This window comes from Dyella monticola (assembly GCF_003363155.1).
In the GTDB taxonomy this organism is placed as follows: Bacteria; Pseudomonadota; Gammaproteobacteria; order Xanthomonadales; family Rhodanobacteraceae; genus Dyella_B; species Dyella_B monticola.
Window position 1 is genome coordinate 431,706 of sequence record NZ_QRBE01000003.1, and the last position, 13,845, is coordinate 445,550.

Here is a 13,845-nt window from a genome sequence, read left to right on the forward strand (position 1 = left end):
TGTATCCAACAATAGCCACGCTCATTCGACCGAGCGCGATGTTCGCGCATGCATCTACAGGTCGATATCTTTTGGCGGCCTGCCAATGCGATAACGCGCACTGATCGCCATCACCGCCCGACGGAAATCCGTAGCGAAGCCTTGCATGTCGAATAACGAATGCTTGTCGCGCTGCTGCGCGATGTGTCGCCGCAGGGCTGCCAGCGCGTCCGGATCATTGCCCAGCGCGGTGGCCATGCCGATGTAGGAGGTGTTTTCCGCGAGGATCAATTCCGGCAAGCCAAGATGATGCAGCAGGCTTGTCACCGTGCGTGATGCCATGGTTTCGCCGGTGCGCGTGAGCACTGGGCAGCCTGCCCAAAGCGCATCCGACGCCGCTGCGCGCGAGTGCACGGGCAGGGTATCCAGGTAGAGGTCTACGTGCGCGAAGCGTGCGAGGTAGTCCGGATAGGGAAGACGCGGCAAAAAGACCAGGCGTTCGGGCGCTACGTCCAGCGCCTGTGCTGCCTGGCGTAGTCGCTCATCCGTATTGGCCGGCCCAGTGAGTAGCCACAGCACGCTATCGGGCACCTGCTGCAGGATGAGCATCCAGCGCGCGAACGCGCCGGGATTCAACGCGTGGGTTTCGCAGAAGCAGGCAAACACGACACCCTCCTCCGGCAGCCCGCATTCGACCCGCGAAGGCGCTTGGCTATGTGCGCGGTTTGGATCGTTCGGCTGATGACAGCGGGGCAGGCGCACCACTTTTTCGCTGACGTGTTCGCGTAGTTCCGGGGGAAGGGTGATGGCGTCTGTCAGCAGATAATCCATCCACGGCGCGCCGGAACTGCCGGCATACCCCAGCCAGCTCACTTGTACGGGTGCCGGTTGCAATGCCAACATTTCCGCGTTGCCACGCCCGCGGTAACCATTGAGATCGAACAGAATTTCGATGCCTGTAGCGTGAATCCGTGCCGCGACCTGCGCACTATTGAGCCTGGAAACATCGTGCAATGTCGCGGCCGACGAAAGGCGCCTACGCACGGCGCTACCGTCGTCGGGTGTCGTGGCAAACAGGTGGATGTCCAAATCGCTGTCGGCAAGTTTTTCGATCAGGCCCACCAGATGCTGGCCGACGGGTGTTTCGTGGAAGCCGTCGGAGAGCATGCCCACGCGAATGGGCGTATCCGGCAATGGCATCGAGTGGCGCAAGTTGGCCTGCTGACGGAACGGGGCTGCTTGCGCTTCGATGAGTCCTGCGTAGGTTTTCGCGCATTGCAATTGAAAAGCGGCATCGGCGTCTTCGGCCAGAAACGAAAACGGATGGATGCCTGGTTCGCCATTGGCGACGGCCTGCAAGACGCGTTCGCTGAGTGCGTCGATGTCGTGCCAACGACACAAGCGCCGTCGCAGATACAGCAACTGTCCAGTCACCGGCACCGAATCGGGCGCACGCGCGAGTGCATCGGTAAAGGCATCGTGCGCACCAGGCAGATCGCCGGCTTCGTCCAGAAGCAGTGCAGCCTGGTACGCCGGCTGCACGTTATTGGGCTCAAGCTTGCCGGCCTGGAGCAGAGCGGCTGCGGCCTCCCGTGAGCGGCGCTGCGCGTGCAGTGCGTGACCAAGCATGACGTGGGCGACCGCGATCTCGGGTGCCTGGTGCAAGACTTGCCGCAACAAGGCTTCGGCTTCAGAGAGACGTCCCAGCTCCAATTCCGCTACTGCGAGATTGAGGCGGATGACCGGATGCTCAGGCAGGTTTTTTACCGCCAACGCGAACAGATCGCGTGCCTGCACGTGCTGGCCGGTGGACATGTATGCCGTGCCGAGTGCTTGCAGCAATGCAGGATGCCCTGGCGTTTTGGCCATGGCCTTTTGCAGACGTTCGATGGCCGCGCCGACCCTGCCGTCGGCCATGGACAGGCTGGCGAGATTGCATTGCAGTTCCACATTGTCCGGCGCGATTTCCGCGGCGCGATTCATCGCTGTCTGTGCTTCGCGGCGGCGTCCCAGGCGGAGCAACGCCACGCCGTGCAAGCGAATCAGTTCCGCCGCTACCGGAAACGCACGCCGCGCCAGCGCCGCAGCATGCGCGGCTTCTTCATTGGCATCGCGTTGCAGCAGCTCGCTGACTTTTTGCAGCGCGGAAGCGACATCGGTGGGTAGAGCGTCGGTCATCGGTAAAGAGCGGATCTGGCAAACGTGACAACGTGAACCTGCGGCAGCGCCGTCATTCCGACGAGGGCCGGAATGACGAATCGGGTATGACGGGTCCCCTTTGCGGAGGCGCTACGCTCAGCACTCTCCACGTGGCCTAGAGTAGCGCGACCGGCGGCCGGCGTAGAGCGACTTGTTCAATGGCCGGCGAGCGATTTCAGTTCGTCGGCCTGATGCTCGCGGGCAAGGCCGCCGAGGAGCTCGTCCAGGTGGCCTTCCATGACATCCGATAGGTTGTGCAGGTCCAGCCCGATGCGGTGATCGGTGATGAGGTTGTCTTTATAGCGGTAGGTACGAATACGCTGGCTGCGGTCGCCGGTGCCTACCTGCAGGCGTCGTGACTGCGCCTGCTCGGCGGCTTGCTTGGATTGCGCTTCGTCCAATAAGCGGGCCTTGAGCAGGCCCATCGCGCGCGCGCGGTTCTTGTGCTGGCTGCGTTCGTCCTGGCATTCCACCACGATGCCGCTGGGCAGATGGGTGATGCGAATCGCCGAGTCGGTTTTGTTGACGTGCTGACCGCCCGCGCCGGAGGCGCGGAAGGTGTCGACTTTCAGGTCGGCAGGGGAGATAGCGATCTCTTCGATGTCGTCCAGTTCCGGCAACACCGCCACGGTCGCGGTGGAGGTGTGCACGCGACCTTGTGATTCGGTGAGCGGCACGCGCTTCACGCAATGCACGCCCGATTCGAATTTCAGCCGCGAATACGCACCTTTACCCTCGATGCGGACGACCCCTTCCTTGTAGCCGCCGTGCTCGCCCGGATGCTCGCTCAGCACCTCCACCTGCCAGCGCTGGCGCTCGGCATAGCGCAGGTACATGCGGAGTAGGTCACCGGCAAAGATGGCCGCTTCGTCGCCGCCGGAGCCGGCGCGTACTTCGAGGAACAGGTTGGCCTCGTCGCGCGGATCTTTGGGGATCAGCAGGCGTTGCAGTTGATCGTCGAGCTCGGCCGTGCGCAATTCCAGGCGCGTGATGTCTTCGGCGGCCATATCGCGCAGTTCTGCGTCATCGAGCATGGCGCGTGCGTCGGCCAGTTCGCGCTCGACGTTTGCCAGCTCGCGCATGGTGTCGGCAACCGGTTGAAGTTGCGCATATTCGCGCGAGAGTTCACGAAAGCGTGTGGTGTCGGCCAGCACATCGGGTTGCCCGAGCAGCAGGGCGAGTTCTTCGTGGCGTTCGACGGTGGTTTCGAGTTTGTGGCGGATGGATGGTGTCATGAAGAAAACGAAGGGCGCAGTAGGAGAGGGGCGAAGCGATACGGCATGCATAGCGCGGCAGCCAGCCGCCCTCGCTATTCGTCGCTGGTCTCTACGCTTTCGTTTTCATCCAGACCGTACAGGCGTCCGGCGGCGTGCAAAAGATCATGGTCGCCGCTGAGCGCGGCTTCGCGCAGCCGCGCGCTGGGATGATGCAGGAGTTTATTGGTAAGCGTGTTGGCGAGGAATGCCAACGCTTCCTCCGGCGATTTGCCGCGCGCAAGCATGGCGCGTGCCTTTTCCAGCACCTGGTCGCGATAGCTTTCCGCGTGCAGGCGCAGATCCACGGCAGGATTGCGGATCGTGAGCGCGCGAAGCCACGCCATGTAGCGCTCCACCTGCAGATCGATGATGGCATCCGCCTCGCGCGCGGCATTCTCGCGCGAGCGGCGGTTGTCATCGATGACCTGGCGCAAATCATCGATGCCATACAGGTAGACGTCTCCGAGCTCACCCACGGCCGGATCGATATCGCGCGGCACGGCGATGTCTACCATGAACATCGGCCGCCGGCGGCGTGCGGCGATGGCTTTTTCCACCACTTCGCGGGTGAGCACTGGTTGCCGCGCGGCAGTCGAGGCGATGACGATGTCCGCTTCGGCGAGATGCTGCGGAAGATCGTGTAGCGAAATGGCATAGCCGCCGTGGCGGCCGGCCAGTTCCTGCGCGTTTTCCAGCGTACGGTTGGCGATGATCAGTCGGCGTACCTGTTTTTCGGTCAGATGGCGCGCCGCCAGCTCCATGGTGTCGCCGGCGCCGATCAGCAGCACGCACGCCTGACGCAAATCGGTGAAGACGCGTTCGGCCAGCCGCACGGCAGTGAAAGCTACCGATACGGTGTGTGCACCGATGCGCGTATCCGTGCGTACACGCTTGGCGACCGCAAAGGTGTGCTGCAGCAGGCGATCCATCGGCGTCTTGAGCGCATTGGCCTGTCGCGCCTGTTGATAGGCGTCCTTTACCTGGCCAAGGATTTGCGGCTCGCCCAGTACCATCGAGTCCAGCCCGGTGGCCACCCGAAACATGTGCCTCACGGCCGCGTCGCCATCATGCCGATACAGGAACTCGTCAAGCTTGCCTGGAGTCAAACGGTGATGACGACTGAGCCAAGCCTGCGGCACGGATTCGGCGCCCGCGGTTACGCTGACGTAAAGTTCGGTGCGGTTGCAGGTGGAAAGGATCAGCGCTTCGTCGATTCCGGGCTCGCGCGCAAGTTCATGCAAGGCGGCGGCGGTTGTATCTTCGTCAAACGCCACCTGTTCGCGCAGGCTGACCGGCGCGGTGAGATGGTTGAGCCCGAGGGCGATCAGCTTCATGACGTGATGCGAGTGAGAGCGACGGGCGTTGACCGGCGTAGACTAGACATTCCCGGTTGCGGCCGGAGCCGACAAGAGGTCTGGAGGAATAGTGTGCTGAGCGGGACGGTCAAGTTCAAGCAAGTGCGGCGGATTGTAGCGAGTGGATGGGTCGTGCTTGGCCTGGCCGGATGTACTGCGATGCCTCACCGGGCGCAAGCGCCATCGGCCGCGGCGGCTTCGCAGCCGCTGGCGAGGATGACCGTGGTCACGCCCGATCTGGATCACGATTTACTGGCCCAGTTGATGGCTGGTGAATTGGCGTTGTCCAGCGCCGATCTCAAGTCCGCCTCACAGTCTTATGGCAAGGCGATGATGATCTCCAATGATCCGGAGGTGGCCGGCAAGGCCGTCGCCCTGGCCATTGCCATCCACGATCCGGACGCGGCCAAGCGCGCCATCGACCGCTGGCAGGCCCTGGGTGCTACGTCGGCCCAGTTGGCGCAGGCGCGGGCCCAGCTGGCGGTTGAGCAGGGGCAGTCCGAGGAGGCCCGCCGCCAGTTGTCGTTGTTGATCACCAGCGGCGAGAAGGACGCATGGCGCATGTTCGGCCGTGTGCTGATTGGCAGTCGCGATCCGGCGCTGGCTGGCAACCTGCTCCAGGCTCTGGGGACGCCGGATCATCTGCCGGCCGACCCCAAAGCGTGGCTGGCCATGAGCGAGCTGGGCGAGCAACTGGGCCGTCATGCCTACGCCCAGCAGATCGCCGATGGCGCCTTGAAGCGCTTTGGCACGGCCGAAACCTATGCCTGGGCGGCGCAGCTCAAGCTCAACAACGGCGATCGCACGGGTGGCCTGAACCTGTTGCGTGAAGCCCAGGTGAAAGACCCCAACAACATCGGCCTGCGCTTGACCTACGCCTCTTTGCTGGGCCAGAGCGGCCAATATGCACAGGCTGCGCATTTGCTGGAAAAAGGGCCGCAGAACGCGCAGACCTATGCGTTGCGCGCGGCGCTGGCCGCCAACGCCAAGGACAACAAAACCCTGGGGCAGGTCTATCAGCAGCTTTCCCAGGCACCCGACGATGTGCGCAGTTCCAGCGCCTATCTGTTGGGCCAACTGGCTGAAGTGCTCGGGCACAAGGAAGATGCGCTGAAATGGTACGACCAAGTACCCGATGACGACGATCACGCTTTCGATGCCGATCTGCGCAGTGCAATCCTGCTGCAAGACCTGGGGCGCAGTGCGGAAGCGCATCAGCAATTGGCCGAAATGCAAACGGACTATCTCGACCAGCCCGCGCAGTTGCGCCGCGCCTACGAAGTGGATGCGGATCTCTATCTGCGCGAGAGGCGCTACGCCGAAGCGACCGATGCATTCAGCCATGCTTTGCAGGTGGCGCCGGACGATCCGGATCTGCTTTACGGCCGAGGGTTGGCGTATGCCGAGATCGGCAAGATCGACCTCGCCGTGGCCGATTTTCGCCGTTTGCTGCAAATCAAGCCGGACGATGTCGATGCCAGCAATGCATTGGGTTTCACCCTGGCCGATGCGGATCGCGATTTATCCGAAGCGGAGCGCCTGATCGCCACCGCGCGTGCGGCCAAGCCCAACGATCCATCCATTGCCGATTCCTGGGGTTGGTTGCAATACCGGCTCGGCCATCTTGATCAGGCTGCCGATGTGCTGCGCAGTGCGTGGCAATCGGGCAAGGATGCCGACGTCGGTGTGCATCTGGGCGAAGTACTCTGGAAACAGGGCCATCATCAGCAGGCCGAGCAAGTGTTCGACGAAGTGCGTCATATCGATCCGCATAACGCCGCCCTGCAACAAACCTTGAAGCGGCTGCAGCCATGAAGTCACTCCTACGCGCTTTCGCGGCGCTGGCGCCGCTGCTGCTGGCTGCGTGCGCGCCACAGCAACTCGTGCGCAACCAAGGCGATACCGCTGCGCTGGCGCAGCAGACAGCGCGCGAGCAACAACTGGCGAACACCACCCACTGGGTTCTGCAAGGCAAGTTGGGGGTCTACAACGCACAGGATGGTGGTAGCGGGTCCTTCACGTGGATACAGGATGGTGATCGCTACGATTTCACCTTCCGTGCGCCCATCACCGGCAAGAGTTATCGCCTCACCGGCGGCCCGGACGGCGCCGAGCTTGCGGGCGTGGAAGGCGGTCCGCAGCATGGGGCGGATGCTGAAACGCTGATGCAACGCGTGCTGCATTGGGACGTTCCGCTGAGCGAATTGCGTGCCTGGGTGCTTGGGTTGCGCGCGCAAGGTCAGCAAGCGCAACTGAGTTTTGGCGATAACGGCCTGCCTTCGCAATTGCTGCAGGACGATTGGGCAGTGACCTATCCTGCGTGGGATACGACGCGTCAACCGCCGCTGCCTGTGAAGGTATTTGCGGATAAGCCACCGTACAAAGTAAGGCTGGCCATCCAGTCATGGGATCTGCACTGATGTCGTTCCATATCCAGCGCGCTACCGCCGCACATATCGATGCCATCTGCGACATCGAGCGCACCGCCGTGGAACTGTTCCGCGACCATCCGGCGTGGCCGTTCTATTCGCGCATGGCCATTCCCAAGGATCTGCTCGCCGAAGAAATCCGACGTGGTTTCGTATGGGTGGCCGTGGATGAAGCGAGTGCCGAGGCCGTGGGTTTCGTGTGGCTCGATGTGGAGTTGCATGGCGACGTGGTCGGTGTAGCGGAGATCGACGTGTTGCCGGCATTTCATCGACGCGGCATCGGTTCGGCGCTGCTCGAGCACGCCTGCGCGTGGGCGCAGGAGAAGGGCTACCGGCGCGTCGATTTGGGAACGCTCCCCGATGTGCCCTGGAATGCGCCGTTCTACACCAGACACGGTTTTGTCGAGGTCGACAAGAACGATCCTGCTTACGCCTACGCGCGTGAACGCGATCGCGAGAACCGTTTTCCGGAAGCGCTGCGCGTGTTCATGTCGCGAACGCTTTCGCCCTGATTGGCACGCGACGGCGATGAATGCAAGCCCGTCTCGTTCGAACGCATGAATTGACACGCAGCGCGCTCCCAGCCACAATTTTTCTTCTTTGCTTTCGCCGGCTCCTGCTCTGGACAGCGAGCGATGCGGGCTGGGCCGAAGGCAGGTACAAACGAATACTGGGGCGTCGCCAAGCTGGTTAAGGCACGGGATTTTGATTCCCGCATGCGTAGGTTCGAATCCTACCGCCCCAGCCATTTATGACACGGGGGCCTTGTGCCCCCCGTTTGCGCAATCCGGAAGGATTGTCGTCGCATCGGGGCACTTGCGCGCCTGATGCTTTTCAAGCTCCATTCGGACTTACGCCGAATGGGGACGGGTTGAAGGGACATGGCGTCCCCGCGACAACCCTTGTGCGATTTCAATGGCCTGGCTCTGAGGAAACAACCGTGGATACGTCCAGTCCGATGCTGTTTACCGGCAATGCGCACCGTGCCCTGGCCGAAGATGTCGCCCATCGTCTGGGCGTGCCGCTGGGTAAGGCTCTGGTCGGCAAGTTCAGCGACGGCGAAGTGCAGATCGAGATCGAAGAAAACGTTCGCCGCCAGGAAGTATTCGTGCTGCAGCCCACGGGCGCGCCGAGCGCGGAGAACCTGTTCGAACTGCTGACCCTGGTCGATGCGCTCAAGCGCGCGTCAGCCGCCAGCGTCACCGCGGTGATTCCCTATTTCGGCTACGCCCGCCAGGATCGCCGTCCGCGCTCGGCGCGCGTGCCGATCACGGCCAAGCTGGTGGCCCGGTTGATCGGTACCGCGGGTGTGGATCGCGTACTCACGGTGGATTTGCACGCCGACCAGATCCAGGGCTTCTTCGACGTGCCGGTGGACAACGTCTACGCCTCGCCGATCCTGCTGGCGGACATCTGGCGCAACTACAGCATGGATGACCTGATCGTGGTCAGTCCGGACGTGGGCGGCGTGGTGCGCGCGCGCGCCATCGCCAAGCGCCTGGACGACGCGGATCTGGCCATCATCGACAAGCGCCGCCCGAGGGCCAATGTGGCCACCGTGATGAACATCATCGGCGACGTGGAAGGCAAAACCTGCGTCATGGTGGATGACATCGTCGACACCGCCGGCACACTCTGCGCCGCCGCCGCGGCGCTGAAAGAGCGTGGCGCCCGCAAGGTGGTGGCTTATTGCGTGCATCCGGTGCTCTCCGGCGCGGCGATCCGCAACCTCGAGAATTCCCAGCTCGATCAGCTGGTGGTCACCAATACGCTGCCGCTGCGCGAAGAGGCCAAGTCCTGCACCCGCATCCGCCAGCTCTCGGTGGCTGAAATGTTGGCCGAGACCATTCGCCGTATTGCCTACGGCGAATCGGTGAGCTCGCTCTACATCGACTGACGCCTTGGGCTCCCCCTGCTGGCAGGAGAGGGCAGGGGTGAGGCAGGGCGATCTATAGCGGGCTACCTCCAGCCTCCCCCTGCAGGCAAGGGGAGGGGCCGCGGTCATGGGTTGGGTCGACCCCCCTTTTTTCTGTATACTTGTGCGCTTTTCCGCCCGCATCCGCGGGCATTCCGGCTCTTCTGGTCGCGGGAGAGTCCATTCGGCTGCCGCGAGGCGGCTTTCAAAAACCTAAGGCAATACCAACATGGCCAAGACTCATGAAATCGCGGCGCAAGCCCGCAAAGACGAGGGGAAAGGTGCGAGCCGCCGCCTGCGTCGCGCGGCGTTCGTGCCCGCAGTGGTTTACGGTGCGAACCAGCCCGCCGAGAGCATCCAGATCGAGCACAACACCATTCTGCTCGCCGCCAAGCACGAGTGGTTCTTCTCCTCCGTGCTCGACCTGAACGTCGACGGCAAAGTGCAGAAGGTGCTGGTGCGCGACTGGCAGAAGCATCCGTTCAAGCAGCAGATGCTGCACATGGACTTCCAGCGCATCAATGAAAACGAAGCCATTCGCCTGAATGTGCCGATTCACTTCCTCAACCAGGAAAAGTCGGCTGCTGGCAAGACTGCCGGCGTGGTGGTTTCGCACAACCTCACGGAAGTGGAAGTGTCCTGCTTGCCGAAGGATCTGCCGGAGTTCATCGAGCTCGATCTGGCCGACCTCAACCCCGGCGACATCATCCACTTGTCGCAGCTCAAGCTGCCGGCGAACGTGGAAATTCCGGCCCTTCACCTGGGTGCCGACCACGACGTGGCCGTGGTCTCCGCTGTGACCGTGCAGGAAGAAGTCGAGCAAGCTCCGGCTGTTGAAGGCGCCGAGGGCGAGGCTGCCAAGCCGGCCGAAGCGGCCAAGGAACCGAAGAAATAATTCGCTTCGCTTACCACTCCCTCTCCTCGTTGGGGAGAGGGCTGGGGTGAGGGGCGAATCGTGCGGCCAACTCTCCAGTTACCCATGGCAGGTTTACGGCTCATTGTCGGACTGGGCAATCCCGGTGCCGAATACCTCAGAACCCGGCACAACGCCGGGTTCTGGTTTGTTGACGCCCTGGTATCGGGACATAACGAACGCTTCGGTTTCGACGGCAAGCTGCACGGCGAAACCTGCAAGCTGCGCCTTGGCGGCGAGCCGGTGTGGATATTGAAGCCCGCCACGTTCATGAACAAAAGCGGCATCGCTGTGGCTTCTGCGCTGCGCTATTACAAGATCGAGCCGGAGGAATGCCTCGTCGCCCACGACGACCTGGACTTGCCTGCCGGAACGGTGCGGCTGAAGTTCGATGGTGGTCATGGCGGCCAGAACGGTCTGCGCGACATCATGGCTCATCTGGGTCATGGCAAATTTCACCGCTTGCGCTTGGGTATTGGTCATCCTGGCCATAAGGATCAGGTTACGCCGTGGGTGCTCGGTCGTCCGTCCGTCAAGGACGAAGACGCCATGCTCGACGGCATCGCTCGCGCGCTGAACGTGTTGCCGCTGGCCGTTGGCGGGCAGTTGGACAAAGCCATGCAGCAACTACATACCCCGGGAACGGAAAAGAAGCCCGTGCCCTAGCCGCGTCTCGCTTCACGTTCCCTGTTTTCAGCTTTTCCGGAGTTATCCATGGGCATCAAATGCGGCATCGTCGGCCTGCCTAATGTCGGCAAATCCACCTTGTTCAACGCGTTGACCAAGGCGGGTATTGCGGCGGCCAATTTCCCGTTCTGCACGATCGAACCGAACGTGGGCGTGGTGCCGGTGCCCGATCAGCGCCTCAACGCACTGGCCGGCATCGTCAAGCCGCAGAAAGTGGTGCCTACCGCGGTGGAATTCGTCGATATCGCGGGCCTGGTCGCTGGCGCATCGAAAGGCGAGGGACTGGGCAACAAATTCCTCTCGCACATTCGCGAGGTGGATGCCATCGCACACGTCGTGCGTTGCTTCGAACACACCGACATCGTGCACGTGGCCGGCAAGGTCGATCCCATTGCTGATATCGAAACCATCGACACCGAGCTGGCGTTGGCGGATCTGGATTCGGTCGATAAGGCGCTCAATCGCGCCGAGCGCGCCGCCAAGGCCAACGACAAGGAGGCGCTGGCCAAGAAGCCCGTGCTCCAGAAGCTCGCCGCTGCGCTGAACGAAGGCAAATCTGCGCGCAGCATTGGCCTGGATGATGAAGAAAAGGCCTTGGTGCGCGATCTGTTTCTGCTCACGCTCAAGCCCCTGATGTACATCGCCAACGTGCGCGAGGATGGCTTCGAAAACAATCCGCACCTCGATGCGGTGCGTCAGCGCGCGGCAGGCGAGGGTGCGGAAGTTGTGCCGGTATGCGCGGCCATCGAGGAAGAACTGTCCCAATTGGACGACGCCGACCGTGACGAATTCCTCAAGGATCTCGGCCTGGAAGAGCCGGGCCTCAACCGCGTGATTCGTGCCGGCTACAAACTGCTCAACCTGCAGACCTATTTCACCGCCGGCGAAAAGGAAGTGCGCGCGTGGACCGTCAAGCGTGGCGCCACCGCGCCGCAGGCGGCTGGTGTGATCCATACCGATTTCGAGCGCGGCTTCATTCGCGCCGAAACCGTGTCGTACGATGATTTCATTCACTACAAGGGCGAATCGGGCGCCGCCGCGGCCGGCAAGCTGCGCAAGGAAGGCAAGGAGTATCTCGTCAAGGATGGCGATGTGCTGCACTTCCTGTTCAACGTCTGAGTTTCCAGGCCCCGCGTAAGCGGGGCTTTTTTCATGCGAGCATGTGCGTCGTGCATGGAGTGAACATTCATGTCGAATGACGAATTGCAGCTGCGCCTGGCTCAGCCCGATGACGCGCGCAACATCGGCGTGTTGTGCCGTCGTGTCGTAAAGCGTTGGGTGGTGCCTGATCAATCGGCTGATGTTGGCCGAGCTTTGCTTTCACGCCTGAGCGCAAGCGTGGTTCGCCAACGCATCATCGATGGTCAGCGCTTCCACCTTGCGTATGTGGGCAATGTGCTGGTTGGCGTGGCGGCGATGCGCGATGACAGCCATCTTCTGCATTTCTACGTGAGCACGCGCTATCAGGGGCGCGGTATTGCGCGGCGGCTCTGGCAGAGTGCCATGGGCGATGCCATCCGCCGCGCCGGTACGCGTTGCTTCACGCTCAATGCCACACCCTGCGCCGTGCCGGTCTATCTGCGGCTGGGATTTCACATCGACGGCGCCGAGCGACCTTCGCCGTCCGGCGTACTCACCACGCCAATGAGCTTGCAGCTCCCGGTGCAGCGCAGCCAGCGGGCATAATGGCGGTTTGACGGTTGCCGTAGCGTTCGGAGACTCCCATGTCAGGCCAGCAGCACGAAGTTACGTTCCGGTTCCTTGCGCAGCCTGCCGACGTTAATTTCGGCGGCAAGGTACATGGCGGCATGGTGATGAAGTGGATCGACCAGGCCGGCTACGCCTGCGCCGTGGGCTGGAGTGGGGCGTATTGCGTAACGGCTGCGGTCAGCGGCATCCAGTTCGTCAAGCCGATCCTCATTGGCGATTTGGTCAGTGTGCGCGCCAAGTTGATCTATACCGGCACGTCGAGCATGCAAATGGCGGTCGACGTGCTGGCCCGTGATCTGCGCACCGGGGAAGAGCGCCTGGCGACCAGTTGCATCATGGTGTTTGTGGCGCTGGACAAGCCAGAAGGCAAACCCACGCAAGTGCCGTCATGGACGCCGCGCGATGACAATGAGCGCCAGCTGCAGGAACAGGCCAGGCACTTGCTGGAACTCTCCAAAAGCATGGTGCAGTTCGTCGATACGCGCGGGGCCGGAAACGACTGAAACAAGGCGTCGGTTTGTCGGAAAAAATCTCGAAAATCCGGCTATTTCGCCCGTGAAGGTGTTGACACAACAGGCCCCGATCCACACAATAGCCGTTCTTTGTTGGAGGGATACCCAAGCGGCCAACGGGGGCAGACTGTAAATCTGCTGGCTTACGCCTTCGGTGGTTCGAATCCACCTCCCTCCACCAGTTTTACTGTTCTTGTGATGGTGGAACTGGCGGAATGAAAACCGGGCTGTGGAGGTGGTATGGATGCCATCGAAATGGGTTGACGGTTCGACAGACGAGTTCCGCACCGAGCGGGAGTAGTTCAATGGTAGAACCTCAGCCTTCCAAGCTGATGGTGCGGGTTCGATTCCCGTCTCCCGCTCCATTGATCTCGTCGTAATGCTTTCGTGCTCATGTAGCTCAGTCGGTAGAGCACTTCCTTGGTAAGGAAGAGGTCGCTGGTTCGATTCCAGTCATGAGCACCACCGCCTGCGGCTGCTGCGACACATGCACGGCATGTTCAGGCTTCCTTCTCACTCATTGACTCCATTGGGATTTAGCGCTCATGGCAAAGGGTAAATTCGAACGGACCAAGCCGCACGTAAACGTGGGCACGATCGGTCACGTTGACCACGGCAAGACGACGCTGACGGCGGCGCTGACGAAGATCGGCGCGGAGCGGTTCGGTGGCGAATTCAAGGCGTACGACCAGATCGACGCGGCGCCGGAAGAAAAGGCGCGCGGTATCACGATCTCGACGGCGCACGTGGAATACGAATCGCCGAACCGTCACTATGCACACGTGGACTGCCCAGGCCACGCCGACTACGTGAAGAACATGATCACGGGTGCGGCGCAGATGGACGGCGCGATCCTGGTGTGCTCGGCGGCGGACGGTCCGATGCCGCAG

General features: G+C 62.1%; 13 protein-coding genes and 4 tRNA genes. 14 read left to right on the forward strand and 3 right to left on the reverse strand.

Going from position 1 to position 13,845, the window contains the following annotated elements; all coding sequences use genetic code 11:
* Window positions 1-54 precede the first annotated feature (54 nt).
* From DWU98_RS08330 to hemA, 3 genes are all read right to left on the reverse strand, one after another.
* Window positions 55-2,157 (reverse strand): O-linked N-acetylglucosamine transferase, SPINDLY family protein, encoded by a 2,103-nt coding sequence (locus DWU98_RS08330; protein ID WP_115495061.1) that lies wholly within the window; start codon window positions 2,155-2,157, stop codon window positions 55-57.
* A gap of 176 nt (window positions 2,158-2,333) precedes the next feature.
* Complete coding sequence (prfA, locus tag DWU98_RS08335) at window positions 2,334-3,413, reverse strand: peptide chain release factor 1 (RefSeq protein WP_115495062.1); 1,080 nt, start codon at window positions 3,411-3,413, stop codon at window positions 2,334-2,336.
* A gap of 74 nt (window positions 3,414-3,487) precedes the next feature.
* Window positions 3,488-4,768: a glutamyl-tRNA reductase gene (gene hemA / locus DWU98_RS08340; protein ID WP_115495063.1), complete on the reverse strand. Its 1,281-nt coding sequence runs from the start codon at window positions 4,766-4,768 to the stop codon at window positions 3,488-3,490.
* Between the two features lie 180 nt (window positions 4,769-4,948).
* Between hemA and DWU98_RS08345 the strand changes: the two genes are divergently transcribed.
* The 14 genes from DWU98_RS08345 to DWU98_RS08410 form a co-directional block, all read left to right on the forward strand.
* Window positions 4,949-6,604 (forward strand): tetratricopeptide repeat protein, encoded by a 1,656-nt coding sequence (locus DWU98_RS08345; RefSeq protein WP_230474751.1) that lies wholly within the window; start codon window positions 4,949-4,951, stop codon window positions 6,602-6,604.
* Entirely contained in the window at window positions 6,601-7,209 is a 609-nt protein-coding gene (gene lolB / locus DWU98_RS08350) for a lipoprotein insertase outer membrane protein LolB (RefSeq protein WP_115495065.1), read from the forward strand. The genes DWU98_RS08345 and lolB overlap by 4 nt, the downstream gene beginning before the upstream one ends.
* Complete coding sequence (locus tag DWU98_RS08355; RefSeq protein ID WP_115495066.1) at window positions 7,209-7,730, forward strand: GNAT family N-acetyltransferase; 522 nt, start codon at window positions 7,209-7,211, stop codon at window positions 7,728-7,730. The genes lolB and DWU98_RS08355 overlap by 1 nt, the downstream gene beginning before the upstream one ends.
* 159 nt (window positions 7,731-7,889) lie before the next feature.
* A tRNA-Gln gene (locus DWU98_RS08360) sits at window positions 7,890-7,966 on the forward strand.
* A gap of 210 nt (window positions 7,967-8,176) precedes the next feature.
* Window positions 8,177-9,115, forward strand: coding sequence for a ribose-phosphate diphosphokinase (locus DWU98_RS08365; RefSeq protein WP_115495117.1), 939 nt, complete (start codon window positions 8,177-8,179; stop codon window positions 9,113-9,115).
* Between the two features lie 247 nt (window positions 9,116-9,362).
* Window positions 9,363-10,028 carry a 50S ribosomal protein L25/general stress protein Ctc gene (locus tag DWU98_RS08370; protein WP_115495067.1) on the forward strand — a complete coding sequence of 222 codons (666 nt, stop codon included), beginning with the start codon at window positions 9,363-9,365 and terminating at the stop codon, window positions 10,026-10,028.
* A gap of 84 nt (window positions 10,029-10,112) precedes the next feature.
* Entirely contained in the window at window positions 10,113-10,712 is a 600-nt protein-coding gene (pth, locus tag DWU98_RS08375; protein ID WP_115495068.1) for an aminoacyl-tRNA hydrolase, read from the forward strand.
* 48 nt (window positions 10,713-10,760) lie between these two features.
* The gene (gene ychF / locus DWU98_RS08380) at window positions 10,761-11,852 is read left to right on the forward strand and encodes a redox-regulated ATPase YchF (protein ID WP_115495069.1); all 1,092 of its coding nucleotides are present in this window, start codon (window positions 10,761-10,763) and stop codon (window positions 11,850-11,852) included.
* Between the two features lie 69 nt (window positions 11,853-11,921).
* Window positions 11,922-12,419, forward strand: a complete 498-nt coding sequence (locus tag DWU98_RS08385; RefSeq protein WP_115495070.1) for a GNAT family N-acetyltransferase — start codon at window positions 11,922-11,924, stop codon at window positions 12,417-12,419.
* 38 nt (window positions 12,420-12,457) lie between these two features.
* The gene (locus tag DWU98_RS08390; RefSeq protein WP_115495071.1) at window positions 12,458-12,946 is read left to right on the forward strand and encodes an acyl-CoA thioesterase; all 489 of its coding nucleotides are present in this window, start codon (window positions 12,458-12,460) and stop codon (window positions 12,944-12,946) included.
* 104 nt (window positions 12,947-13,050) lie between these two features.
* A tRNA-Tyr gene (locus DWU98_RS08395) sits at window positions 13,051-13,136 on the forward strand.
* Window positions 13,137-13,246: 110 nt separating this feature from the next.
* A tRNA-Gly gene (locus DWU98_RS08400) sits at window positions 13,247-13,320 on the forward strand.
* A gap of 24 nt (window positions 13,321-13,344) precedes the next feature.
* Window positions 13,345-13,420, forward strand: a tRNA-Thr gene (locus DWU98_RS08405).
* 80 nt (window positions 13,421-13,500) lie between these two features.
* The coding region (locus tag DWU98_RS08410) for a GTP-binding protein (RefSeq protein ID WP_196239484.1) at window positions 13,501-13,845 on the forward strand (345 nt) is incomplete at its 3' end.

Excerpts from the sequence above, each read along its gene's own strand:
- lolB (WP_115495065.1), top strand. The coding sequence starts at position 6,601 with ATGAAGTCACTCCTACGCGCTTTCGCGGCGCTGGCGCCGCTGCTGCTG.
- ychF (WP_115495069.1), top strand. The coding sequence starts at position 10,761 with ATGGGCATCAAATGCGGCATCGTCGGCCTGCCTAATGTCGGCAAATCC.
- DWU98_RS08365 (WP_115495117.1), top strand. The coding sequence starts at position 8,177 with ATGCTGTTTACCGGCAATGCGCACCGTGCCCTGGCCGAAGATGTCGCC.
- DWU98_RS08345 (WP_230474751.1), top strand. The coding sequence starts at position 4,949 with ATGCCTCACCGGGCGCAAGCGCCATCGGCCGCGGCGGCTTCGCAGCCG.
- prfA (WP_115495062.1), bottom strand. The coding sequence starts at position 3,413 with ATGACACCATCCATCCGCCACAAACTCGAAACCACCGTCGAACGCCAC.
- pth (WP_115495068.1), top strand. The coding sequence starts at position 10,113 with ATGGCAGGTTTACGGCTCATTGTCGGACTGGGCAATCCCGGTGCCGAA.
- DWU98_RS08370 (WP_115495067.1), top strand. The coding sequence starts at position 9,363 with ATGGCCAAGACTCATGAAATCGCGGCGCAAGCCCGCAAAGACGAGGGG.
- DWU98_RS08355 (WP_115495066.1), top strand. The coding sequence starts at position 7,209 with ATGTCGTTCCATATCCAGCGCGCTACCGCCGCACATATCGATGCCATC.
- DWU98_RS08390 (WP_115495071.1), top strand. The coding sequence starts at position 12,458 with ATGTCAGGCCAGCAGCACGAAGTTACGTTCCGGTTCCTTGCGCAGCCT.
- DWU98_RS08385 (WP_115495070.1), top strand. The coding sequence starts at position 11,922 with ATGTCGAATGACGAATTGCAGCTGCGCCTGGCTCAGCCCGATGACGCG.
- hemA (WP_115495063.1), bottom strand. The coding sequence starts at position 4,768 with ATGAAGCTGATCGCCCTCGGGCTCAACCATCTCACCGCGCCGGTCAGC.
- DWU98_RS08330 (WP_115495061.1), bottom strand. The coding sequence starts at position 2,157 with ATGACCGACGCTCTACCCACCGATGTCGCTTCCGCGCTGCAAAAAGTC.